This is a genomic window from Nocardioides luteus (genome assembly GCF_000960475.2).
GTDB classification, from domain to species: Bacteria; Actinomycetota; Actinomycetes; order Propionibacteriales; family Nocardioidaceae; genus Nocardioides; species Nocardioides luteus_A.
Genome location: NZ_JZDQ02000022.1, coordinates 55903 through 77536, shown reverse-complemented (window position 1 = coordinate 77536; position 21634 = coordinate 55903). Strand labels below are relative to the sequence as shown.

The following is a 21634-nucleotide window of genomic DNA, read 5'->3' as shown; positions in this document are numbered from 1 at the left end:
ACGGCCAACGCGGGGATGAGACGCGATGCCCCCGGGGCCATGACGCGGTGTCTCAGAAACAATTTCTGCTCAGGAGATCAACAGACAAGGCGGTCAGGAATCGAGAAGCCCCCCAGGCCCCCGGATTCCTAGGGTCGAGACATGTTCACTCTTGAGACCATCACCCTCGACGCCACCGACCCCACGGACGCCCGGGCGTTCTACGAGAAGGCCTTCGGGCTGACCGAGCAGATCTCCGTACGCCAAGGCCCGGGAACCGGCACCGGCCGGCCGTTCACGATCTCGCTGGTCGTCGGCCAGCCCTCGACGGTCGACAGCCTGGTCGACTCGGCGCTCGCCGCCGGCGCCACCTCGCTCAAGCCGGTGGAGAAGTCCTTCTGGGGCTACGGCGGCATCGTCCAGGCCCCCGACGGCTCGGTCTGGAAGATCGCGACCTCGGCGAAGAAGGACCGCGGCCCGGCCACCCGCGAGATCGACGACATCGTCCTGCTCCTCGGCGTCGCCGACGTCAAGGCGAGCAAGCGGTTCTACGCCGAGCGCGGGCTGGGCGTGAAGCGGAGCTTCGGCGGCAAGTACGCCGAGTTCGAGGCCGCCCCCGGAGCCGTCCAGCTCGCGATCTACCCCCGGCACGCGCTGGAGAAGGAGACCGGCGTCGCGCTCGACCCGGGCGCTGCGTACGGGATCGTCCTGGGTGGCGGCAGCGAGGCCTTCACCGACCCGGACGGGTTCACCTGGCAGGCTGGTGACCATGGCACGCACGATCGCGACGAACACGACCGTTGATCTCGAGGGGCTCCTGGAGTTCGTACGTCCCCGCCACCAGATGATCCTGGTGACCAGCCGAGCCGACGGGTCCCCACAGCTCTCGCCGGTCACCGGCGGCGTCGACGACGACGGGCGGATCGTGATCGCGACCTATCCCGAGCGGGCCAAGACCCGCAACGCCCGAAAGCGTCCGCAGGTCAGCGTCATGGTCCTGTCGGACGAGTGGAACGGCGCCTGGGTCCAGGTCGACGGCGAGGCCGAGGTGCTCGACGCGACCGCGGGGTCCGAGGCTCTGGATGCCTTCGTCACCTACTTCCGCAACATCTCCGGTGAGCACTCCGACTGGGACGAGTACCGCCAGGCCATGGTCGACCAGGGCAAGTCCCTCCTCCGGATCACCCCGAAGCGCTGGGGCCCGGTCGCCACCGGCGGCTTCCCCGCGCGCCTGGCCTGAGGTTGTGAAGCCGAGGGTGGCCTATAGGCCACCCTCGGCTTCACAACCCTGAGGAGCGCTGCCAGATCCCCAGCCGGTGGCTCCAGGGCAGCCGCGGGTTCAGCCGGCGCGGCTCGGAGAGATGGACCAGGGCGAAGTCGGGGCCGAGGGCGCGGGTCATGTCCTCGGGGACGTACGTCCACGGTGGGCCTGCCTCCTCGCGCGGACGGTCGACGGGGAAGATCCCCGACGCGACCCGGCCACCGGGGCGTACGACCGCGCGCGCCAGGTCGCCGACGCGGCCGCGCCAGGCGGGCGGCAGCGCGCAGAAGAAGGTGTGGTCCCACATCAGGTCGACCGGCCCGCCGGTCGCCTCCAGGACGACGTCGACGTCGAGGGCGTCGCCGACCACGTAGGTGAGGTCCGGGTAGTGCTCGGCTGCGTGCGCGGCCGCCGTGGGCGAGATGTCGACGACCGTCGTACGCCACCCGGCAGCAGCCAGTCCCGCCGCATCGTGCCCGCGGCCGGCGCCCGGCGCGAAGGCGGTGCCGGGCTCGCCGAAGAGTGCCACGTCCTCCTCGATGTAGGCCAGGGGAGCGCCGAGGTCCCAGCCGGTCGTGCCACGGACGTAGGCGCTCTCCCAGTCGGTGGGGTCGTTGACGGTCATGGGCCATAGTCTCTCCGACCGGCGGCCGGACGGTTCCATGTACCGTCGCCGACCGGTACGCTTTCGAACATGAGATCGACTGGCGGCGCGTCCCGGCGTGACGTACCGCTGCCGTTCGACGTGGCCCTCGGTGCGGTGTCGGCGCCCGCGAGACGCCCTGCGCCTGCGCCGGAAGACGCGATGCAGGTCCACCGTCTCGTCGGCGCCCATCTCACCTCCCGCGGCCTCCCGCCCGGGTCCGACCTGGTGATCAACCCCCGCCGGCCCAGGCGCGGCGAGGTGGCGGTCGTGCGCTCCGGTGGCCGCACCCGGGTCGGCATCTTCGACCTCGAGCGCGGTCGCGCGGTCCTCCGCTCCGACCGCGGCACCCGCTGGCTGCCGCCCGACACCGTCTACGTCGGCGTCGCCGCCCTCGCCTCCCCGACGCTCGACGGGATGCCGACGGGCTGAGCGGCGATCCGCCGGGCGGGACGCGGCGGTGACCTACGACACGTTCTCGCGGCCCCGCGGGCAAGTAAGGGTTGCCTTCGTTGAATCGCGTTGGGGAATAACGTCACAATGGTGTTGTGAAATTCGACGAGACCACTCTGCAGCCTGCAGAGACCAGCGAGGAGAGCACCCGTCAGCGGGTGGCTCGCTCGCTGCTCGTCGACGGTCCGCAGACGGCTGCGACGCTGGCCAAGAGGCTCGACCTCACCCCGGCCGCGGTCAGGCGCCACCTGGACGCCCTGGCCGAGGAGGAGGCGGTGGAGCAGCGTGAGCCGCGCACCGCGTCCACGCGTGGGCGAGGCCGTCCGGCCAAGCTCTTCGCGCTCACCGACCAGGGTCGCGACGGCTTCGAGAAGAAGTACGACGACCTGGCGGTCGAGGCGCTCCGGTTCCTCTCCGAGGTGGCCGGCGAGGACGGCGTGCGGGAATTCGCGGAGCGTCGCGCGGCGTTCATCAAGGAGGGACTGGACCGGATCGCCGCAGGTGGCGAGACGGACCTCAGCCCCGCGCAGGTGCTTGCGAACGTGTTCACGGCCAACGGCTATGCGGCCTCCGTCAGGGAGCTGCCGCTGATCAACGGTCATGACGCGGGTGAGCAGCTGTGCCAGCAGCACTGCCCGGTCGCCCATGTCGCCCAGGAGTTCCCCGAGCTCTGCGAGGCGGAGACAGAGGCGATCGCCAAGCTGCTCGGCACCCACGTACAACGCTTGGCCACCATCGCCCACGGCGACGGAGTCTGCACGACGCACATCCCTCCCGGGTCCTCCGGGTCCGGCGAAGTTTCGAAGAAGAAGGAGCAGGTCACGACATGACCTCCATCGAGGAGCTCAACCCCGAGCTGAAGGGCATCGGGAAGTACGAGTTCGGCTGGGCCGATCCCGACGTCGCTGGTGCCGCCGCGCAGCGCGGTCTCAACGACGCCGTCGTGCGCGACATCTCCGGCAAGAAGTCGGAGCCGCAGTGGATGCTCGACCTGCGCCTGAAGGGCCTCAAGCTCTTCGGCCGCAAGCCGATGCCTACCTGGGGCTCGGACCTCTCGGACATCGACTTCGACAACATCAAGTACTTCGTGCGGTCCACGGAGAAGCAGGCCACCAGCTGGGAGGACCTGCCCGAGGACATCAAGAACACCTACGACAAGCTGGGCATCCCGGAGGCGGAGAAGCAGCGTCTGGTCGCCGGTGTCGCCGCTCAGTACGAGTCGGAGGTCGTCTACCACCAGATCCGTGAGGACCTGGAGCAGCAGGGCGTGCTCTTCCTCGACACCGACACCGCACTCAAGGAGCACCCGGAGATCTTCCAGGAGTATTTCGGCACGGTGATCCCGGTCGGCGACAACAAGTTCGCCGCGCTGAACACCGCGGTGTGGTCGGGTGGCTCCTTCATCTACGTGCCGAAGGGTGTCCACGTCGACATCCCGCTGCAGGCCTACTTCCGGATCAACACCGAGAACATGGGCCAGTTCGAGCGCACCCTGATCATCGCCGACGAGGGCTCCTACGTTCACTACGTCGAGGGCTGCACCGCGCCGATCTACCAGTCCGACTCGCTGCACTCCGCGGTCGTCGAGATCATCGTGAAGAAGAACGCCCGGGTTCGCTACACGACCATCCAGAACTGGTCGAACAACGTCTACAACCTGGTCACCAAGCGCGCCGTCTGCGAGGAGGGCGCGACCATGGAGTGGGTCGACGGAAACATCGGCTCCAAGGTGACCATGAAGTACCCGGCGGTCTACCTGATGGGTGAGCACGCCAAGGGCGAGACGCTCTCGATCGCGTTCGCCGGCGAGGGCCAGCACCAGGACGCGGGCGCCAAGATGGTGCACGCCGCGCCGAACACCTCCTCGAGCATCCTCTCGAAGTCGGTGGCCCGCGGTGGCGGCCGCACGTCCTACCGCGGCCTGATCCAGGTCAACGAGGGCGCCCACGGCTCCAAGTCCAACGTGCTGTGCGACGCGCTCCTGGTCGACCAGATCTCCCGGAGCGACACCTACCCCTACGTCGACATCCGCGAGGACGACGTGTCGATGGGCCACGAGGCTTCGGTCTCGAAGGTCTCCGACGACCAGCTGTTCTACCTGATGTCCCGCGGCATGGCCGAGGACGAGGCGATGGCGATGATCGTGCGCGGCTTCGTGGAGCCGATCGCCAAGGAGCTCCCGATGGAGTACGCGCTCGAGCTCAACCGCCTGATCGAACTGCAGATGGAAGGAGCGGTCGGCTGATGACCGCAGCTGTGCAGGAGGCCCTGGAGCTCGACAAGGTCGAGTCCCACCTCCACCCCGAAGGCTCTTTCGACGTCGAGGCGCACGAGGTGCCGAAGGGTCGCGAGGAGATCTGGCGGTTCACCCCGCTCAAGCGCCTCAAGGGCATTCACGACTCGGCGCCCTTCGCCGACGGTGCGACCAAGGTGGAGGTCGAGGCGGCCGCGGGCGTGACCGTCGAGACCGTGGCGGCCGACGATGCCGTACGCGGCTCCTCGGGTCTGGTCCCGACCGACCGCGTCTCGGCGCGGGCCTGGGCGGCCAGCACCGGCGCGACCGTCGTGCGGATCCCGACCGACACCGTGATCGAGGGCGCGACCGTGATCCGCCACCACGGCACCGGCTCGGAGACGGCCGGTGCCGGTCACGCGGTGATCGTCGCGGAGAAGTTCGCCAAGGCGACCGTCGTGCTGGTCTTCGAGGGCTCCGCCGTCGTCGCCGACAACATCGAGATCGTCGTCGAGGACGGCGCCGACCTCACCGTGGTCTCGGTCCAGGACTGGGCCGACGACGCCGTCCACCTCTCCACCCAGCACGCCAAGGTCGGCCGCGACGCCAACCTCAAGCACGTCTCGGTGAGCTTCGGCGGCGACGTCGTGCGCCACGACTTCTCGGCGGAGTACGCCGGCCCCGGCGGCTCCGTGGAGTCGCTCGGCCTCTACTTCGCCGACGAGGGCCAGCACATCGAGCACCGCCTCTTCGTCGACCACACCGCCCCGAAGACCAAGTCCCACGTGGTCTACAAGGGCGCACTGCAGGGCGAGAAGGCCCACGCGGTCTGGATCGGCAACGTGCTGATCCGCAAGGAGGCCGAGGGCATCGAGACGTATGAGGAGAACCGCAACCTCATCCTCACCGACGGTGCCTGGGCCGACTCCGTGCCCAACCTGGAGATCGAGACCGGCGAGATCGAGGGCGCGGGTCACGCGTCGGCGATCGGCCGCTTCGACGACGAGCAGCTCTTCTACCTGCAGAGCCGCGGCATCTCCGAGACCGAGGCCAAGCGCCTGGTCGTGCACGGCTTCTTCAACGACCTGATCCGCCAGATCGGCGTCCCCGAGCTCGAGGAGAAGCTGACCGGCACGGTCGAGGCCGAGCTCGCCAAGAACATCAACACGCTTATCACGAAGGACAACGCATGAGCACGCTGGAGATCAAGGACCTGCAGGTCTCTGTCGAGACCGAGGACGGTCCCAAGGAGATCCTCAAGGGCGTCACGCTGACCATCAACTCGGGCGAGACCCACGCGATCATGGGCCCCAACGGCTCGGGCAAGTCGACCCTTGCCTACTCGATCGCCGGCCACCCGAAGTACACCATCACCGGCGGCACCGTCACCCTCGACGGTGAGAACGTCCTGGAGATGTCGGTCGACGAGCGCGCCAAGGCGGGTCTCTTCCTCGCGATGCAGTACCCCGTCGAGGTCCCCGGCGTGAGCGTGGCCAACTTCCTGCGCACCGCGAAGACGGCGCTGGACGGCGAGGCCCCCAAGCTGCGTACGTGGGTCAAGGACGTCAACGGTGCGATGAACAAGATGCACCTGGACCCGTCCTTCTCGCAGCGGAGCGTGAACGAGGGCTTCTCCGGCGGTGAGAAGAAGCGTCACGAGATCGCCCAGCTCGACATCCTCGACCCGGCCTTCGCGCTGCTCGACGAGATCGACTCCGGCCTCGACATCGACGCGCTCAAGGTGGTCTCCGAGGGCATCAACGACTTCCGCGCCCGTGAGGCCAAGTCGGTCCTGCTGATCACCCACTACACGCGCATCCTGCGCTACGTGAAGCCCGACCAGGTGCACGTCTTCGTCGCCGGCCGGATCGCGGAGTCGGGCGGCCCCGAGCTCGCCGAGGAGCTGGAGGCCAACGGCTACGAGAAGTACGTCACGGCAGGAGTCTGACATGAAGGGTCTGCTGCCCGACCTGGATCTGGTCCGCAAGGACTTCCCGATCCTGGAGCGCACCTTCGACGGCGGCGAGACCCCGCTGGTCTACCTCGACAGCGCCAACACCTCGCAGAAGCCGCAGATCGTGATCGACACGATGGTCGACCACCTGGAGCGGCACAACGCCAACATCGCCCGGGCGATGCATCACCTGGGTGCCGAGGCGACCGAGGCGTTCGAGGGGGCGCGCGACATCGTCGCGCGCTTCCTCGGCGCGCCCGAGCGTGACGAGGTGATCTTCACCAAGAACGCCTCCGAGGGTCTCAACCTGGTCGCCAACACCGTGCCGCTGGCCGCCGGCGACGTGGTCGTGACCACCGAGATGGAGCACCACTCCAACATCGTTCCGTGGCAGCTCGCCACGCAGCGTGCGGGTGCGACGCTGAAGTGGTTCGGGCTCACCGACGACGGTCAGCTCGACCTGTCGAACATCGACGAGCTGATCACGCCGGCGACCAAGATCGTCGCGCTGACCTGGGTCTCCAACATGCTCGGCACGATCAACCCGATCGCCGAGATCGCCCGCAAGGCCCACGAGGTCGGCGCGCTGGTCGTCGTCGACGCCGCGCAGGCCGCCCCGGTGCTGCCGATCGACCTGGCCTCGATGGCCGAGGAGGAGCGTCCCGACTTCCTCGTCTTCACCGGCCACAAGGTCGTCGGCCCGACCGGTATCGGCGTCCTGTGGGGCCGTCGCGCCGCGCTCGAGGCGCTGCCGCCGTTCCTCGGTGGTGGCGAGATGATCGCGACCGTGACGATGGAGAGGTCGACCTACGCTCCGATCCCGCACAAGTTCGAGGCCGGCACCCCGCCGATCGCCGAGGCCGTCGGTCTCGGGGCGGCGCTGGAATACCTCATGCACGTCGGCATGGAGAACGTCCACGCCCACGAGCAGGCGATCACGACCTACGCGCTCGAGCGTCTCGCGACCGTCCCTGGCGTGACCGTGCTCGGCCCGGCCGACGCGGCCAAGCGCGGCGGTGCGATCGCCTTCGAGCTCGACGGCGTGCACCCGCACGACGTGGCGCAGGTCCTCGACTCCAAGGGCGTCGCCATCCGCGCCGGGCACCACTGCGCCAAGCCGGCCCACCAGCGGTTCGGCGTACAGGCCTCCAACCGGATGTCGTCCTACCTCTACACCACGCCCGCCGAGATCGACGCGCTGGTCGAGGGGTTGGAATACGTACGCACGTTCTTCAAGTTGGACCAGTGATGACTGCCGCCAACCTCGAAGCGATGTACCAGGAGATCATCCTGGATCACTACAAGAACCCGCACGGAAAGGGTCTCCGCGACCCGTTCGAGGCGGAGGTTCACCACGTCAACCCGACCTGTGGCGACGAGATCACCCTGCGGGTGCACGTCGACGGCGGCAAGATCGAGGACATCTCCTACGACGCCCTCGGCTGCTCCATCTCGCAGGCGTCCGCCTCGGTGCTCAACGACCTGGTCGTCGGCAAGACCGTGGATGAGGCGATGACCATCCACGAGGAGTTCCTGCGGCTGATGCAGGGCAAGGGCCAGGTCGAGCCCGACGAGGACATTCTGGAGGACGGCATCGCCTTCGCCGGCGTCGCCAAGTTCCCCGCCCGGATCAAGTGCGCGCTGCTCTCGTGGATGGCGTGGAAAGACGCCACCGCGAAGACCCTCGCTGAGGAGAACTGATGACTGAGACCGACCACAGCACACACGACCACACGGGTCACGACCACACGGGTCACGACCACGCCGGTCACGACCACTCGGGTCACGGCCATGGCCACGGTCACGAGGCCCCGGAGTGGCAGGGGATGCGTACGTCCACGGTCGAGGGCGCGAGCCTGAAGATCGAGGACGTCGAGGAGGCGATGAAGGACGTCGTCGACCCGGAGCTCGGCATCAACGTCGTCGACCTCGGGCTGATCTACGGCCTGCACATCGAGGACAACTCCAACGTGGTCATCGACATGACCCTGACCTCGGCCGCCTGCCCGCTGACCGACGTCATCCAGGACCAGACCGCCACCGCGCTGGAGGGCATGGTCAACGACGTGCACATCAACTGGGTCTGGATGCCGCCGTGGGGCCCGGACAAGATCACCCCCGACGGCCGCGAGATGCTGCGCGCGCTCGGGTTCAACGTCTGAGGGTTCGTCCCGACGAAGGAGTCCTGAGGTCACCTGGTGACCTCAGGACTCCTCGTCATTTCGACCTCAGGGCGTCGCGACGAGTGCGGTGCCCGAGCCCAGGTCCTGCAGCTGGCTGCTGGTTCCCGACCACAGCACCTTGGTGCTCGTCGCGCTCGCGTCGACGACGTGGCGCACGGCGATGTTGGAGGCCAGCTGGTTGCTCGAGAGGAAGTTGCGGGCACCGCTCTTCACGAGGACGACCGTGGGCGTCGCGCCGGACGGGACGACGCTTCCGGCGGGGACGTTGAAGGAGAAGAGGTTGGACGAGACGGCATTGTCGTTGCCGTTGAGGTGGATCATGCCGTACAGGTCGTCCTGAGGTGCCGGGCCACCGTCCCCGAAGATCCGGCGGAAGTGGTTGGCGCTGATCAGATGCTCGTGACAGGTGGTCTCCTGCACGATCATCCCGGAGAAGTTGCTGACCAGCTTGTTGCCGGTGATGACGGCGCGGTCGACACCCTTGAACTGGATCCGGGCGCCCCACAGCAGGCTGTTGCCACTGATCAGGCAGTTCTCGACGTTCTCGATGAAGATCGAGTGTCCGCCCCACGGCGTCACGATGTAGTTGTTGGTGATCTTGCCGACGATCGATCCGCTGATCATCCGGATGCCGTTGCCGCACTCGCCGATGAAGTTGTTGGTGACGCTGTAGGCGTCGGCGTTCCTGATCGTCACCGCCTCCTGCAGGTAGACGAAGCCCATCCCCTCGACGCGGAGCGCGTCGGAGTCGAACTGGACCTTGATCCCCACCTTCCCGTTGCCGTTCGTGCCGGTGTAGGGCTTGGAGCTGCTGACCCCGTCGATGCAGAAGTCCTGGAAGACGACCGAGTTGAGCCGCCCGTTGGCGCCGGGCAGACCGCTCTTGTCGACGAGGAAACCGACCTGGTTCGCGTTGGCGATCTGGACATGGCTGGAGCCGGGGAGGGTCTCGGTCCAGGCGGAGTGGTCCACGTCGTCGCGGATGGCCTCGGAGAGGAAGCCGTGCCCCGAGCCCTTGATGGTGATGAAGCTGCGGTCGATCACCGCCGTCGTCGCGAGGGTGTAGTGGCCGGGCGGGATGTAGATGACGGCTCCGGGCCGACTGGTCTGCCCGGACTGCCGGGTGTGGATGTCGGCCATGATCTCGTTGATCACCTGGCCGATGTCGGTGTTCGGCGAGACGCTCGCGGGGAAGGTGGTGACGTCGTAGACGGTCGTTGCCATGGTGGTGTCCTGTCTTCGGTGGGGGCTTGTCAGAGGAGGCCGACGATGGCGTCGTACGCCGGAGGACCGGCCGGGGCGGCGGCGCTCGGTCCCGGCACAGCGATGGCGGCGACCGGCGAGAGGGCGATGGTGGCGGCGCCGGCGATGGCGAGCAGCTGACGGCGGGTGACCGCGGGCTCGACCGCGTGCGCTGCGGGACCGGCTGTATCCATGTGCTTCATCCCTTCACTGCACCGGCGGTGAGGCCGGCGATCACGTGGCGTTGGAAGACGGCATAGATGGCGAGCTGGGGGAGGAGGACCAGCGTTGCGGCCGCCATCATGCCGCCGTAGTCGACGGTGTACTGGCCCTGGAACCGGGACACGGCGAGGGACACGGTGGCCAGGTCGGGGTCGTTGATCAGGATCGAGACGAACGGGAACTCGTTGAAGACGTAGACCACGTTGAAGATGACGATCGTGGCGAGGATCGGACGCATGGCCGGTAGGACCACCGACCAGCAGATCCGGAACAGTCCGGCGCCGTCCATGATCGCTGCCTCCTCGAGCTCGCTCGGGAAGTCCCGGAGGAAGCCGGTCAGCAGGAGGGTGTTGAACGGGATCGAGACCGCGACGTAGGGGATGATCACGGCGAGATAGGTCCCGTAGATCCCCAGCGCGAGGTCGAGGCGGTAGACCGGGAACAGCAGCACGTAGACCGGAACCGCCAGGCCGGAGAGCAGGTAGAAGCGGAGGAAGGACTGCGTGCCTCGCCGCCGGAAGACCATGCGGGTCAGTGCGAAGGAGACCATGAACGAGACGGCGGTGCCGATGGTCACCGACACCAGCGCGATGATGATCGTGTTCGCGTACATCTGCACCAGGGGCAGCGTCTCGAGCACGTTGCGGTAGTTGTCCAGGATCAGCGAGTCGAGCGAGAACGGGTCCGACAGGATCGTGTCGCTCTGCTGGAACGAGAGCAGCGTGATCCAGAGGATCGGCAGCACGACGAGGAACGTGATGAGGTACGCCGCCGCGCTGATGAGGATGGCTGGCCGTCGCATCCGCCGGCCAGCGGTCGCCTTGGGCGCCGGCGTCGGCGTCGGGGATCCGCTCATCGTCCTGCCCCTGCGGGTCATGGCGTTCTCGACCACCGGGGCACTCATGCGAGCCGTCCGCGGCGGGAGAGGGCGAGGTAGGCGAGCGAGGTGATCGCGCCGATGACGAACACCACCATCGCGATCGCCATGCCGGAGCCGTAGCGCTGATCGGTGAAGGTGACGAAGTACATGTAGCTGACCAGGGTCTCCGAGCTGTGCACCGGGCCGCCCCCGGTGAGCATGTAGACCAGCTCGAAGATCTTGAACACGTTGGTGATCAGCAGCAGCGAGACGATCCCGATCGTCTCGCGCATCATCGGGACGGTGACGAAGCGCAGCTGCTGCCATCTGCTGGCCCCGTCGAGGGAGCTGGCCTCCATCACCTCGCGCGGCAACAGCTGCAGGCCGGCGTAGAAGATCGTCATCGCGAACCCGACGCTCGCCCAGATGAACACGACGGCGATCGAGTACGGCGTGAGGGAGTCGCCGCCGATCCACTGCACGGGCGGGATCCCGAGCGGCTCCACGAGGTGGTTGAGCAGACCCACCCGGGGATCGAGGATGAACACCCAGACGAGCCCGACCAGGATCGGAGCGACGATCGCGGGACCGAAGAGGAGCGCCCGCAACGCACCTGCGGCACGGACGCGCTGCTGCATCAGGAGCGCGAGCCCGAACGAGGCCGGGACCAGGAACGTCACGCTCAACACGAGGATGAGCAGGGTGTTGCTGACCGAGCGCCGGAAGAAGGGGTCATCGACCAGCGCGAGGTAGTTGTCGAGCCCGATGAAGTCGGCACCGCTGAACCCGGCGGCGTCGGTGAGGCTGTATCCGCCGGCGTACACGATGGGGTAGACGAAGAATGCCGTGAAGAGGATGAAGGCGGGGAAGACCATCAGTGCGATCTTCCACGGGGAACTGACCCAGACCATGGGTGATGCTCGCTTCGCAGTAGTTCGAAAGGCCGGTGTGGTGTGGGTGTGCCGCCGACGGCACACCCACGAGAGTCACTGGTTGTCGAGCGCCTTCTGCACCAGCGCTGCCGCCTCGGACGGGCTCAGCTGGTCCTGGATGACGCCGTAGATGCTGTCGTAGATCGCGTTGGACACGTCCACCGGGAACAGCAGGTCGGGCTGGCTCTCGGGGCTGGTGACGCCGTCCTCGCGCGTCTCGTCGATGGCTGTCTTGAGCACGCTCTGCTTGACCGGGTCGAGCTTCGGCTCGTAGTCCGTCACCGGGGGCTGTCCGTTGTCGACCAGGATCTGCTGGCCCTCGTCGCTGTAGTAGAACTCCAGGAACTCCTTGACGGCGTCGAGCTTGGCATCGTCCTCGGCCACCTTCTTGGCCACCACGAGTGGCGCGGACGCGACGTTCATGACGATGTTCTGCTCGCCGGTGCCGTCGGAGAACTCCGGTCCGCGCCAGAAGTCGGCGTCTGGTGCCACCTCGGACTCCTGGATGGCGCTTGCCGCCCACACGCCCGAGTCCAGGAACGCGGCCTTGCCCTGGAGGAACTGGTCGACAGCCTGCTGGTAGGTCTGGGTCGACACGTTCGAGGAGAACGCTCCGGCATCGCGTAGCTCGGCGATGTGCTCGTACATCCGGATGAAGTCGGGGTTGTCCCACTTCTCGGAGCCGTCGAGGAGTCCGTCGGCCTTGTCCTGGAAGCCGAAGCGGTCGAGCCAGACGAGGAACTGCCACACGCTGAAGGCGGACTGGCTGGCGCCGTCGGAGATGGTGACCACCCCCTTGGCGTCGAGCGTACGTGCGACCTCGAGCAGGTCGTCGAAGGTCTTCGGCATCGACAGGCCATTGTCGGCGAGGATCTTGTTGTTGACCCACAGTCCGGTGAGCAGTCCCTGGTAGGGAGCGCCGAAGACCTTCCCGTCGGCGGTGTAGTTCGCGACCGTGCTGTCCGGCAGCCGCTCGAGGATGCCCGTCTCGTCCAGCACGGGGGAGAGGTCCATGAGGCGGTCGCCCTCGAGCATCTCCTCGGCGTTGGCCTTGTAGACCCAGAAGACGTCGGGGAGGGTGTCGCTCTGGGCGGCGATGGATAGTGACTGGAGGTGCTCGGCGACGGGCTGACCGCTGACCTCCACGTCGACGTCGGGATTGGCCTCCTCGAAGGCCTCGACGATGGCCCAGGTGGCCGGGTCGGCGCTCTTCACATCGGCGTTCTGCATCGAGAGCGTGATCGTTGTCTTCCCGCCCTCGCCTGCATCGCTCGAGCAGGCCGCGAGAGACAGGATCGCGGTCACCGCAAGTCCCGCGCCGACGGGGCGGCGGAGACGGCGGGACCAGGAGAGGTTCTGGCCAGGCATGGTGTGTCCTTCTGTTGGCGGTGCCCGAGGCTCGAAATCCGGCTGTGGATCGAAACGTTTGCGCGAATCGATTGCGAATCTAGTGGCGCCCGTCACACGCTGTCAAGAAACTCCCGGCCGGTAGTTCTCGCTGGACTCGCGAAGCTCCAGTGTCTGGTTGAGCCGAAGGGTGCGTGGGCTCGCATCCGGCGCGCCCAGCCGGTCGATCAGCAGCGAGACCGCTGCCGCACCCATCTCGAACGCGGGCTGTCGAACCGTCGTGATGGTCGGGCGGAAGAGGTCGGAGTGGCTGAAGCCGTCGAAGGCTGCGAACGCGATCTGCTCGGGCGTGGTCAGGCCGGCGTCGCGGAGACACTCGAGCGTCGCGACCGCGAGGGGTGTGCTCGATGCGATCACGCAGGTGGCGTCGCCCTGCTCGAGCGCTGCGGCGACCTTCTCTCGTACCTCTGCCATGTCGACCGCGTCCACCACGACCTGCTGTGGCAGATCTGCGTCGCGGATCGCGTCGCGGAACCCGCGGAAGCGCTCGACGAGCGTGGGAACGCGCTGGTCTCCTGCGACGAGGAGGAATCGGCGGTGGCCGGCCGCCTGCAGGTGCTCGACGAGTCTGCGCATCGACTCGCGGTTGTCGGCGCCCACCTGGTCGTGGGGCGAGTTGTCGAAGACCCGGTCCAGCAGCACCACCGGGCGAGGTGATTCGGACTCGAGGCGCGAGGAGACGGCGGCGCTCGACGCGGCGCACCGCGCGATGATCAGCCCGTCGACGCGGCGCGACAGCAGCGTGTTGACGGCACGTTCCTCTCGTACGGGGTCCTCGGCGGAGTTGGCGAGCACCAGGGTCAGTCCCCGGGCTGCCGCGGCGTGCTCGACGCCGTGGACCATCTCGGCGAAGGCGGGTTCGCCGGCATCGGAGACGACCAGCCCGATGCTGTCGGTGCGCGCGCGGCGCATGGCGCGTGCGACGGCGTCCTGGCGATAGCCGGTCTTCTCGATCGCGGCCATCACCTTGGCGCGGGTGCTCGGCTCGACGTTGCGCGTGTCGTTGAGCACGTGCGACACCGTCGATGTGGACACGCCGGCAAGTCGCGCGACCTCGACGATCGTAGCCATTCGTTCCCCAATCAATCGTTTTCCTGTCCGGCTGCACTCGGATGGCATCCGGGATTTTGCAGGTTAGCGCCCATTGCGCCGGATGCGCGACTGGCTCTAGCATCCACTCGCTAGACGCAAACGTTTCGATGACGTTCGGGCCCCACCCGGACGCAGTGAAAGGACAACCATGAGTGCGCCATCCACCTCCAGCGGCCTCCTCGGCGATCTCACCCGCGCACGTCCGGGGCGCAGCGCGCGGGCCTCGAGCTTCGACCAGACCGGCCGCAATCGCGACAACTGGATCGTGATGCCCGGAGAGGAGCGGACTCTTGCGGACATCGAGGGCCCAGGGGCGATCACCCATATCTGGATGACGCAGTCCTGCAGGATCCAGCCCGGACCAGGACAGATCGCCCCCGAGGTGGTCGGCGTGCCGATGCTCGAGATCCACAACGCGCTCGGCGTCAGCTGGGAGGTCGTGGATCCCGACTACTACCGGAAGATCCTGCTCAAGATCTACTGGGACGACCAGGAGACGCCGAGCGTGATCGCGCCGCTCGGCGACTTCTTCGGGTTGATGAACTCGCTCAGCGGCAGCTATGACTCCCTGCCTCTCTCGGTGTCGGCGAAGGAGGCCGAGCTGCACACGTTCGGCGGCAGCGCCGCGTTCAACAGCTACTTCCGGATGCCGTTCGCGCACCGTGCCCGGGTGGTCGTCGAGAACCAGAACGACATTCCCTACCTGCAGTACTTCTACATCGACTACGAGCTCTCGCCGGACCCGCTGCCCGACGACACCGTGTACTTCCACGCTCACTGGCGGCGCTCGTTGCCCAACGTGGGCTGGGGTCCGGACCTTCAGGCGAACAGCATCGAGACGACCATCCCGAACCTCACCGGCGCCGACAACTATGTCGCGCTCGAGACCACCGGCCGGGGTCACTACGTGGGCTGCAACGTCGCGGTGCGCCACTTCCAGGGGTCGTGGTGGGGGGAGGGCGACGACATGATCTTCATCGACGACGACACCTGGCCCCCGAGCCTCCACGGCACCGGCATGGAGGACTACTTCGGTCACGCGTGGGGCATGCAGCACAACGCGTACAACTTCAACGGGACGATCGTGCACGAGGAGGACGTGCCCGGGTTCCACCACAGCTATCGCTTCCACCTCGTCGACCCGATCCGGTTCGAGAAGCGGATCAAGGTGACCTTCGAGCACGGCCACGGGAACCACCTCTCCGACGACTGGTCCTCGACGGCGTACTGGTACCAGACGCTCCCGTCGCCGACTCTGACGGTGCCGGAGGTCGAGGACCGGCTTCCGCTCCGACCGGTCGATCGCGTCATCGAGGCTCCGCTCCCGCCGCTGAACGCCGACCAGCGCGCGGCCCGCGAAGCCGCGGCGGAGAGGATGGCGGCGTTCGTCTCCAGACGGGACGCGCTCCGTGAGGAGCGCCGGCTCGAGGTCGACGCCTGGGAGCAGGGCAACCGCGATCAGGCTCGTCAGATCCGGCGCGAGTACGACGGGCGGAACTGACGTGCGACCGATCCTCCACTTCACCGCGGCGTCCGGCTGGATCAACGACCCGCACGGCATCACGTTCCACGACGGCGTCTACCACCTCTTCCACCAGTACGTCCCGAACAGCACGGTCTGGGCGCCGAACTGCCACTGGGGGCACGCCGTCGGTGGCGACCTGCTCGCCTGGGAGCATCGCCCGGTCGCGCTCGCGCCGGGCGAGGGCGACGACGGCATCTGGACCGGAAGCCTGGTCCGCCACGACGACGGATCGACGCGCATCCTCTACACCTCGGTGGTCCAGCCCGGCATCGGCATCGGCCGGATCAGGGTGGCCACGCCCGAGGACGACTCCTGGACGACCTGGGCCAAGGGCGACGTACTGATCGAGGCCCCGGCCGGCCTCGACCTGATCGCCTACCGGGACCCGTTCGTGATGCGCGACGGCGAGGGCTGGCGGATGTTCGTGGGCGCCGCCGACAGCGTCGGTCTCGCCATGGCGCTCACCTACACCTCGGCCGACCTCGAGCACTGGGACTACGACGGTGTGGCGGTGTCGCGGTCGACCGGCGAGACCGAGCCGGTCTGGACGGGCGCCCTGTGGGAGTGCCCCCAGTTCTTCGAGATCGAGGGCCGCTGGATCATGGTCAGCTCGATCTGGGACGACGACGTCCTCCACCATGCGGGCTACGGGATCGGGCAGCTCGTCGAGGGGCGCTTCGAGGCGGACTCGTGGGGTCAGCTCAGCTTCGGTGACAGCTACTACGCACCGTCGTTCTTCCGCGACCGGGAGGGGCGCCCGTGCCTGATGTTCTGGATGCGCGGGGTCAGCGATCCTGCCGAAGGCTGGGCCAGCTGCCTGAGCCTTCCGTACGTCCTCTCGGTCCACGGGGACCGGCTGGTCGCGGAGCCCCACCCGGACGTGAACGGTCGCCGCGGGCCGGGTGGGACGGCCGACAGCACCTTCGACATGCTGTGGGATCCGGCGCCTGACGGGGACCTCCTGGTCCTCAGGTCCCAGGAGGCGGAGAGTGCCGTCGTGTCGGTCCGCGACGGCATCCTCCGGCTCGATCGTCCGGGCCAGAAGAGCGTGCAGATGCCGTGGACCCAGGGATCGGTACGCGTCGTCGTCGACGGCCCTGTCATCGAGATCGCCTCCGTGGACGGTCTGCTCGGAGGCGCGATCGAGCCGGTTCGGCAGATCATGCCGACCCAGGGCGAGTCCCGCACGTGGACGCTTACGCGAACCGTGGCGAGCGGGCGTGCTGGAAGATCAGGCTCGTCTCGGTGAGGGCGACATCCGGGTTGCTGCTCAGGTGCTCGACCACGAAGTCGTTGAGCGCTGTGGAGTCCGGTGCGGCGACGTGGACGAAGAAGTCGTAGGTGCCGCCGAGCAGGAAGGCGTTGAGCACCCCCGGCAGCTCCGAGAGATCCCAGAGGAACGGGTCGAGCCTGCTCCTGGCGTTCGGCTGGATCCGTACGGCCACCATCGCCTGGAGCGGCCGGCCGGCCAGAGCGGGGTCGATGTCGGCGTGAAAGCCGCGGATCACGCCGCGCTCGCGCAGCGCTCGGATCCGCGTCAGACAGGTCGAGGGCGCGATGCCGGCCTTCGCCGCGAGTGCGTTGTTCGGGATCCGGGCATCGATCGAGAGCTCCGCCAGCAGGATGTGATCGATGTCGTCCAGCGGCGGACGCTCGACCGTCCGCCGCTCCAACCCGCTGCGCGGTGCCCGAACATTGTTCGATCGGCCCGCGCGGATCGGGCGGGATTCCGAAGATCGCGATGTCATACACCGATCCTAGAGAATTATCAGCGAATCTATGGCGCTGAACCGAACATCATGTCCACAGTTGTGCCATGAGAATCGGCGTTCCCAAGGAAGTCAAGAACCACGAGTACCGGGTGGCGATCACCCCCTCGGGTGTTCACGAGCTGGTGGCCAACGGCCACGAGGTCTTCGTCGAGGCCGGCGCCGGTGTCGGCTCCTCGATCTCGGATGGCGAGTATGCCGCGGTGGGCGCCAAGATCCTGGGCGACGCCGATGAGACCTGGGGCAACGCCGAGATGGTCCTGAAGGTCAAGGAGCCCGTGGCGGAGGAGTACCACCGTCTGCGGGAAGGCCTGACCCTGTTCACTTACCTTCACCTGGCCGCGGACAAGCCGTTGACGCAGGAGTTGTTGGCGAAGAAGGTCACCGCGATCGCGTATGAGACGGTCGAGCTGGCCAACCGGGCGCTGCCGTTGCTGTACCCGATGTCGGAGGTGGCCGGGTGTCTGGCGCCGCAGGTGGGTGCCTACAACCTCCTCAAGGCCCAGGGTGGCCGGGGCACCCTGATGGGTGGTGTCGGTGGTGTGGCCAACGCCAAGGTGGTGATCATCGGTGCGGGTGTCTCCGGCCAGAACGCCGCCAACATCGCGCTCGGGATGGGCGCGGATGTCACTCTGCTGGACACCGACCTGGAGAAGCTGCGGATGTCGTTTTGGCGCTACTCCAACCAGGTCCACGGGCTGGCGTCGAACAAGCTCGCGCTCGAGGAGCAGGTGCTGCAGGCCGACCTGGTCATCGGCGCCGTGCTGATCCCCGGCGCGGCGGCGCCGAAGCTGGTCTCCAACGATCTGGTCTCGCGGATGAAGCCGGGTTCGGTGCTGGTCGATATCGCGATCGATCAGGGTGGGTGTTTCGAGGACTCCCACGCCACCACCCATGCGGAGCCGACCTATCAGGTCCACAACTCCACGTTCTACTGCGTGGCGAACATGCCGGGTGCGGTGCCGAACACCTCGACCTATGCGTTGACGAATGCGACCATGCCGTACGCGGTCGCGCTGGCCAACAAGGGCTGGGCCCAGGCCCTGCGCGACGATGCCGCGCTCGCCAAGGGTCTCAACACCCACGCCGGCGAGCTGACCAACGCCCCGGTGGGCGAGGCGGTCGGGATCGACGCGGTCGCGCTGGAGACCGTCCTGGCCTGACTGGCCTGACCGGTCTGAGGCCGAGTCGGCGCGTTCTGACGTCCAAACCTGCCGAGTCGGCTCGTCATGACGAGCCGACTCGGCGGCATTTCTGGTCACGATGAGCCGACTCGGCGTGACGCGCCCGGTGCTTCAGGCGATCCTGCGGGCGCGAGCGATCGCTTCCTGGCTGCGCTTGTAGGGCTTTCTCCCGGCGATCCTGGGAGTGTCCCGGGGTCTGCCGCTCTCCAGCAGGACACCGCCCCACACGCCCCACTCCCGGCGGGCGACGCCGAGATCGAGGCAGGTCTGGCGCATCGGGCAGTCCGCGCAGACCTCCTGGGCTTCGGCGAGCTGGGCGAGGTCGTCGGGGTGAAAGAGCTCCGGGTCCTCGCCCACGCAGGCCCACTCGTCGGTCTGGGGAGTCGGGTGCTTCAGCGTCAGCTCATAGGTCTTGGAGCTGTTGCCGTCTCCGAAAAGTGTGATGATCTCCATCTCGTTCACCTCCTGGTGATGCTGCTGCTGGACATGAGAAAGGGCCGCCCCCGTCGATCGGAGCGGCCCTGGTGGGTGCGACTGAGCACCTACGCCTGATGCGGCTCCGTGCGCACAAAATCCACGCCCAGGACCGGCCGGCCCGGGGTCTTGCAGATCGTCGTCTCGCGCATGACAACCATGGTATTCATCCCGCCCTGCGCCCTACCACTGGTTTGTCGGCGGAAACGTGCCGGTGACGGCGGCTTAACCCGTGGCGTACGCGGCCTCGTTAGCGTCCGGGAGACCGCCGTCCCCGACGTAGGAGGAGACCCGATGAAGGTCCTGAAGTCCCCAGCCGTCCTGATCCTCGTCGGCGCGATCGCCGGCATCGTCTTCGGCCTGGTGGTGGGGGAGTGGGCGGCGAACCTCAAGTTCGTCGGTGACATCTTCATCCGGCTGATCCAGATGTCGATCGTCCCGCTGGTGGCCTCGTCGGTGATCGTCGCGACGGGCGCGATGACCGGTGCCGGGGCGGGCAGGATGGCGGGTGCGACCTTCGGCTGGATGCTGGGCTTCGCGGTGGTCGCCGCCTTCGTCGGCTGGGGGCTCGCGGAGCTGATCCAGCCGGGCACGGGGATGCGCTACGACGGCGCGCTCGACCCGGCGCTGACCGACTCGGCCGCGGAGACCGCGGTCGGGTGGCAGCAGACGGTGACCGGCTTCGTGTCGACCAACGTGGTCGAGGCGATGGCCACCGGCGCGATGGTGCCGATCATCGTCTTCGCCCTGCTCTTCGGCCTCGCGCTCAACCGCTACACCGCCGTGAACGGCCCGACCGTGGTGCTCCCGTTCTTCGAGCAGGTCCAGGCGATCGTCCTGCTGATGATCAGGTACGTCATGCTGCTGGCCCCGATCGGGGTCTTCTGCCTCCTCGCGGATCTCGCCGGCCGCGTCGGCTTCGCGGTGGTCACCACCGCCCTCGCCTACCTCGGCGCGACCCTGGCCGGGGTGGTGATCATCTCCGCTCTCTACCTGGTCGTGGTCGTCGCCGTCACCCGGCTCAACCCGCTGCTCATGCCGGCCAAGCTCGCCGAGCAGACCGTCGTGGCCGTCACCACGACCTCCTCGGCGGTCACCTTCCCGACGGTGCTGAAGAACGCGGTCGAGAAGTTCGGGATCTCGAAGCGGGTCGCCGACTTCACCCTCTGCCTGGGGATGACGATGGGCTCGTGCGGCGCGGTCCTCAACTACACGATCGTGGTGCTCTTCATCGCCCAGGCCTCCGGCGTCTCGCTCTCGCCCGGAGACATCGCTCTCGGCATGGCGCTCGCGGTGCTGCTCAACATCGGCACGATCACGGTGCCCGGCGGGTTCCCGGTCGTCGCGATCTTCCTGGCCACGTCGCTGGACCTGCCCATCGAGGCCGCCGGGCTGCTGATCGCCGTCGACTGGTTCACCGGGATCCTGCGTACGTTCCTCAACGTCAACGGCGACACCATGGTCGCGCTGCTGGTCGCCCACGGTGCCGGTGAGATCGACCGGGACGTCTACGCCGGGACGAAGTCGGCCGTCGAGCCGGTCCCGGAGGAGGCCGCGGCCTGACACGATGGCGGCATGGACGTAGCCGCCCGCACCGCAGCCAACCGCCGCCTGCTCGCCGACTTCTTCGACGGCCTCGACGAGTCACAGCTGGAGACGCCGAGCCTCTGCTCGGCCTGGACGGTGAGGGAGGTGCTGGGGCACAGCGCGATGCCGTTCTCGGTCGGGATCGGACGGCTGCTGTGGCGTACGTTGCGGGCCGGCGGCTCCATCGACCGCGCCTCCGCCGCGATCGCCGAGGAGCAGGCGCGGCGGCCGGTCGCGGAGCTGACCGGTCTGCTCAGGACGTACGCCGGGAAGCGGGTGCCGGCGCCCGGCGTCGGCCCGATGGGCCAGTTCACCGACCACTGCATCCACCTGCGCGACTGCGCCCGGCCGCTCGGGCTCGACACCGACGTCCCGCTCGAGGACTGGCGTGCGGTGCTCGACTGGCTGCCCACCAAGCAGGCCTCGCTCGGGGTGGTTCCGGCCGGCCGGCTCGACGGGCTCGCGCTGCGCGCGAGCGACCAGGACTGGTCGTGGGGCGAGGGAGCGGAGGTCTCCGGTCCCAGCGAGGCGCTGGCGATGGCGCTCTCCGGTCGTGCGGTCGCGCTGGCGGATCTGGACGGGCCGGGGGTGGCGACGCTGCGGGAGCGGGTCGGCCGGGCCGGGTAGGGTCGGTC

The 21634-nt window shown here is 67.8% G+C and carries 24 protein-coding genes; 15 read left to right on the top strand and 9 right to left on the bottom strand.

What is annotated here, in order from left to right; translation table 11 throughout:
• Positions 1 to 141 precede the first annotated feature (141 nt).
• Complete coding sequence (locus UG56_RS16345) at positions 142 to 783, top strand: glyoxalase (RefSeq protein ID WP_045547809.1); 642 nt, start codon at positions 142 to 144, stop codon at positions 781 to 783.
• The gene (locus tag UG56_RS16340; RefSeq protein WP_045547810.1) at positions 749 to 1219 is read left to right on the top strand and encodes a PPOX class F420-dependent oxidoreductase; all 471 of its coding nucleotides are present in this window, start codon (positions 749 to 751) and stop codon (positions 1217 to 1219) included. Before UG56_RS16345 ends, UG56_RS16340 begins: the two co-directional genes overlap by 35 nt.
• 40 nt (positions 1220 to 1259) lie before the next feature.
• On the opposite strand, the gene UG56_RS16335 is transcribed toward UG56_RS16340, so the two are convergent.
• The gene (locus UG56_RS16335; protein WP_045547811.1) at positions 1260 to 1865 is read right to left on the bottom strand and encodes a methyltransferase domain-containing protein; all 606 of its coding nucleotides are present in this window, start codon (positions 1863 to 1865) and stop codon (positions 1260 to 1262) included.
• A 69-nt stretch (positions 1866 to 1934) separates the two neighbouring features.
• Here UG56_RS16335 and UG56_RS16330 point away from each other — a divergent pair, with 69 nt between their 5' ends.
• The 8 genes from UG56_RS16330 to UG56_RS16295 all read left to right on the top strand — a co-directional run bounded on the left by UG56_RS16330 (position 1935) and on the right by UG56_RS16295 (position 8685).
• Positions 1935 to 2315, top strand: a complete 381-nt coding sequence (locus UG56_RS16330; protein ID WP_143055069.1) for a hypothetical protein — start codon at positions 1935 to 1937, stop codon at positions 2313 to 2315.
• 116 nt (positions 2316 to 2431) lie between these two features.
• Positions 2432 to 3166, top strand: a complete 735-nt coding sequence (locus UG56_RS16325; RefSeq protein WP_045549964.1) for a helix-turn-helix transcriptional regulator — start codon at positions 2432 to 2434, stop codon at positions 3164 to 3166.
• Positions 3163 to 4581: a Fe-S cluster assembly protein SufB gene (gene sufB, locus UG56_RS16320; protein ID WP_008357130.1), complete on the top strand. Its 1419-nt coding sequence runs from the start codon at positions 3163 to 3165 to the stop codon at positions 4579 to 4581. Before UG56_RS16325 ends, sufB begins: the two co-directional genes overlap by 4 nt.
• Positions 4581 to 5762: a Fe-S cluster assembly protein SufD gene (gene sufD / locus UG56_RS16315; protein ID WP_045549963.1), complete on the top strand. Its 1182-nt coding sequence runs from the start codon at positions 4581 to 4583 to the stop codon at positions 5760 to 5762. The genes sufB and sufD overlap by 1 nt, the downstream gene beginning before the upstream one ends.
• Positions 5759 to 6517 (top strand): Fe-S cluster assembly ATPase SufC, encoded by a 759-nt coding sequence (sufC, locus tag UG56_RS16310; RefSeq protein ID WP_045549962.1) that lies wholly within the window; start codon positions 5759 to 5761, stop codon positions 6515 to 6517. Before sufD ends, sufC begins: the two co-directional genes overlap by 4 nt.
• A gap of 1 nt (position 6518) precedes the next feature.
• Positions 6519 to 7772, top strand: coding sequence for a cysteine desulfurase (locus UG56_RS16305; protein ID WP_045549961.1), 1254 nt, complete (start codon positions 6519 to 6521; stop codon positions 7770 to 7772).
• Positions 7772 to 8224: a Fe-S cluster assembly sulfur transfer protein SufU gene (gene sufU, locus UG56_RS16300; protein ID WP_045549960.1), complete on the top strand. Its 453-nt coding sequence runs from the start codon at positions 7772 to 7774 to the stop codon at positions 8222 to 8224. The genes UG56_RS16305 and sufU overlap by 1 nt, the downstream gene beginning before the upstream one ends.
• 125 nt (positions 8225 to 8349) lie before the next feature.
• Positions 8350 to 8685 carry a metal-sulfur cluster assembly factor gene (locus tag UG56_RS16295; protein WP_045549967.1) on the top strand — a complete coding sequence of 112 codons (336 nt, stop codon included), beginning with the start codon at positions 8350 to 8352 and terminating at the stop codon, positions 8683 to 8685.
• 66 nt (positions 8686 to 8751) lie between these two features.
• Here the strand turns inward: UG56_RS16295 and UG56_RS16290 are convergent, their stop codons facing one another.
• From UG56_RS16290 to UG56_RS16265, 6 genes are all read right to left on the bottom strand, one after another.
• Positions 8752 to 9930 (bottom strand): NosD domain-containing protein, encoded by a 1179-nt coding sequence (locus tag UG56_RS16290; protein ID WP_045549959.1) that lies wholly within the window; start codon positions 9928 to 9930, stop codon positions 8752 to 8754.
• Between the two features lie 29 nt (positions 9931 to 9959).
• The gene (locus tag UG56_RS16285) at positions 9960 to 10142 is read right to left on the bottom strand and encodes a hypothetical protein (protein WP_045549958.1); all 183 of its coding nucleotides are present in this window, start codon (positions 10140 to 10142) and stop codon (positions 9960 to 9962) included.
• 5 nt (positions 10143 to 10147) lie between these two features.
• Complete coding sequence (locus tag UG56_RS16280) at positions 10148 to 11026, bottom strand: carbohydrate ABC transporter permease (RefSeq protein WP_177191494.1); 879 nt, start codon at positions 11024 to 11026, stop codon at positions 10148 to 10150.
• Between the two features lie 44 nt (positions 11027 to 11070).
• On the bottom strand, positions 11071 to 11940 hold the full coding sequence (locus UG56_RS16275) for a carbohydrate ABC transporter permease (protein ID WP_045549957.1): 870 nt from the start codon (positions 11938 to 11940) through the stop codon (positions 11071 to 11073).
• Positions 11941 to 12015: 75 nt separating this feature from the next.
• A complete protein-coding gene (locus tag UG56_RS16270) occupies positions 12016 to 13329 on the bottom strand; it encodes an ABC transporter substrate-binding protein (RefSeq protein WP_045549956.1) in 1314 nt (437 codons plus the stop codon).
• A gap of 102 nt (positions 13330 to 13431) precedes the next feature.
• Positions 13432 to 14439, bottom strand: a complete 1008-nt coding sequence (locus tag UG56_RS16265; protein ID WP_045549955.1) for a LacI family DNA-binding transcriptional regulator — start codon at positions 14437 to 14439, stop codon at positions 13432 to 13434.
• A 169-nt stretch (positions 14440 to 14608) separates the two neighbouring features.
• On the opposite strand from UG56_RS16265, the gene UG56_RS16260 reads away from it, so the two are divergent.
• Together UG56_RS16260 and UG56_RS16255 are read left to right on the top strand one after the other, a co-directional pair.
• Positions 14609 to 15961 (top strand): glycoside hydrolase family 172 protein, encoded by a 1353-nt coding sequence (locus tag UG56_RS16260; RefSeq protein ID WP_045549954.1) that lies wholly within the window; start codon positions 14609 to 14611, stop codon positions 15959 to 15961.
• 1 nt (position 15962) lies between these two features.
• Complete coding sequence (locus UG56_RS16255) at positions 15963 to 17234, top strand: glycoside hydrolase family 32 protein (RefSeq protein ID WP_045549953.1); 1272 nt, start codon at positions 15963 to 15965, stop codon at positions 17232 to 17234.
• Here the strand turns inward: UG56_RS16255 and UG56_RS16250 are convergent.
• A complete protein-coding gene (locus UG56_RS16250) occupies positions 17182 to 17733 on the bottom strand; it encodes an Lrp/AsnC family transcriptional regulator (protein ID WP_084101149.1) in 552 nt (183 codons plus the stop codon). The two genes, UG56_RS16255 and UG56_RS16250, sit on opposite strands and share 53 nt — an antisense overlap.
• A 68-nt stretch (positions 17734 to 17801) precedes the next feature.
• On the opposite strand from UG56_RS16250, the gene ald reads away from it, so the two are divergent.
• Positions 17802 to 18917, top strand: coding sequence for an alanine dehydrogenase (gene ald, locus UG56_RS16245; RefSeq protein ID WP_045549951.1), 1116 nt, complete (start codon positions 17802 to 17804; stop codon positions 18915 to 18917).
• A 132-nt stretch (positions 18918 to 19049) separates the two neighbouring features.
• On the opposite strand, the gene UG56_RS16240 is transcribed toward ald, so the two are convergent.
• Positions 19050 to 19391 (bottom strand): WhiB family transcriptional regulator, encoded by a 342-nt coding sequence (locus UG56_RS16240; RefSeq protein ID WP_052693797.1) that lies wholly within the window; start codon positions 19389 to 19391, stop codon positions 19050 to 19052.
• A 315-nt stretch (positions 19392 to 19706) separates the two neighbouring features.
• Between UG56_RS16240 and UG56_RS16235 the strand changes: the two genes are divergently transcribed.
• Complete coding sequence (locus UG56_RS16235; RefSeq protein ID WP_045549950.1) at positions 19707 to 20975, top strand: dicarboxylate/amino acid:cation symporter; 1269 nt, start codon at positions 19707 to 19709, stop codon at positions 20973 to 20975.
• Between the two features lie 12 nt (positions 20976 to 20987).
• Positions 20988 to 21626, top strand: a complete 639-nt coding sequence (locus tag UG56_RS16230; protein ID WP_045549949.1) for a maleylpyruvate isomerase family mycothiol-dependent enzyme — start codon at positions 20988 to 20990, stop codon at positions 21624 to 21626.
• The last annotated feature ends 8 nt before the right edge of the window (positions 21627 to 21634 follow it).

Coding starts and splice junctions, on each gene's coding strand:
- UG56_RS16265 (WP_045549955.1), bottom strand. CDS start 14,439: ATGGCTACGATCGTCGAGGTCGCGCGACTTGCCGGCGTGTCCACATCG.
- UG56_RS16340 (WP_045547810.1), top strand. CDS start 749: ATGGCACGCACGATCGCGACGAACACGACCGTTGATCTCGAGGGGCTC.
- UG56_RS16290 (WP_045549959.1), bottom strand. CDS start 9,930: ATGGCAACGACCGTCTACGACGTCACCACCTTCCCCGCGAGCGTCTCG.
- ald (WP_045549951.1), top strand. CDS start 17,802: ATGAGAATCGGCGTTCCCAAGGAAGTCAAGAACCACGAGTACCGGGTG.
- UG56_RS16335 (WP_045547811.1), bottom strand. CDS start 1,865: ATGACCGTCAACGACCCCACCGACTGGGAGAGCGCCTACGTCCGTGGC.
- sufU (WP_045549960.1), top strand. CDS start 7,772: ATGACTGCCGCCAACCTCGAAGCGATGTACCAGGAGATCATCCTGGAT.
- UG56_RS16270 (WP_045549956.1), bottom strand. CDS start 13,329: ATGCCTGGCCAGAACCTCTCCTGGTCCCGCCGTCTCCGCCGCCCCGTC.
- sufC (WP_045549962.1), top strand. CDS start 5,759: ATGAGCACGCTGGAGATCAAGGACCTGCAGGTCTCTGTCGAGACCGAG.
- UG56_RS16295 (WP_045549967.1), top strand. CDS start 8,350: ATGCGTACGTCCACGGTCGAGGGCGCGAGCCTGAAGATCGAGGACGTC.
- UG56_RS16260 (WP_045549954.1), top strand. CDS start 14,609: ATGAGTGCGCCATCCACCTCCAGCGGCCTCCTCGGCGATCTCACCCGC.
- UG56_RS16345 (WP_045547809.1), top strand. CDS start 142: ATGTTCACTCTTGAGACCATCACCCTCGACGCCACCGACCCCACGGAC.
- UG56_RS16285 (WP_045549958.1), bottom strand. CDS start 10,142: ATGGATACAGCCGGTCCCGCAGCGCACGCGGTCGAGCCCGCGGTCACC.
- UG56_RS16280 (WP_177191494.1), bottom strand. CDS start 11,026: ATGAGCGGATCCCCGACGCCGACGCCGGCGCCCAAGGCGACCGCTGGC.
- UG56_RS16230 (WP_045549949.1), top strand. CDS start 20,988: ATGGACGTAGCCGCCCGCACCGCAGCCAACCGCCGCCTGCTCGCCGAC.
- UG56_RS16305 (WP_045549961.1), top strand. CDS start 6,519: ATGAAGGGTCTGCTGCCCGACCTGGATCTGGTCCGCAAGGACTTCCCG.
- UG56_RS16275 (WP_045549957.1), bottom strand. CDS start 11,940: ATGGTCTGGGTCAGTTCCCCGTGGAAGATCGCACTGATGGTCTTCCCC.
- sufB (WP_008357130.1), top strand. CDS start 3,163: ATGACCTCCATCGAGGAGCTCAACCCCGAGCTGAAGGGCATCGGGAAG.
- sufD (WP_045549963.1), top strand. CDS start 4,581: ATGACCGCAGCTGTGCAGGAGGCCCTGGAGCTCGACAAGGTCGAGTCC.
- UG56_RS16235 (WP_045549950.1), top strand. CDS start 19,707: ATGAAGGTCCTGAAGTCCCCAGCCGTCCTGATCCTCGTCGGCGCGATC.
- UG56_RS16240 (WP_052693797.1), bottom strand. CDS start 19,391: ATGGAGATCATCACACTTTTCGGAGACGGCAACAGCTCCAAGACCTAT.
- UG56_RS16250 (WP_084101149.1), bottom strand. CDS start 17,733: ATGACATCGCGATCTTCGGAATCCCGCCCGATCCGCGCGGGCCGATCG.
- UG56_RS16330 (WP_143055069.1), top strand. CDS start 1,935: ATGAGATCGACTGGCGGCGCGTCCCGGCGTGACGTACCGCTGCCGTTC.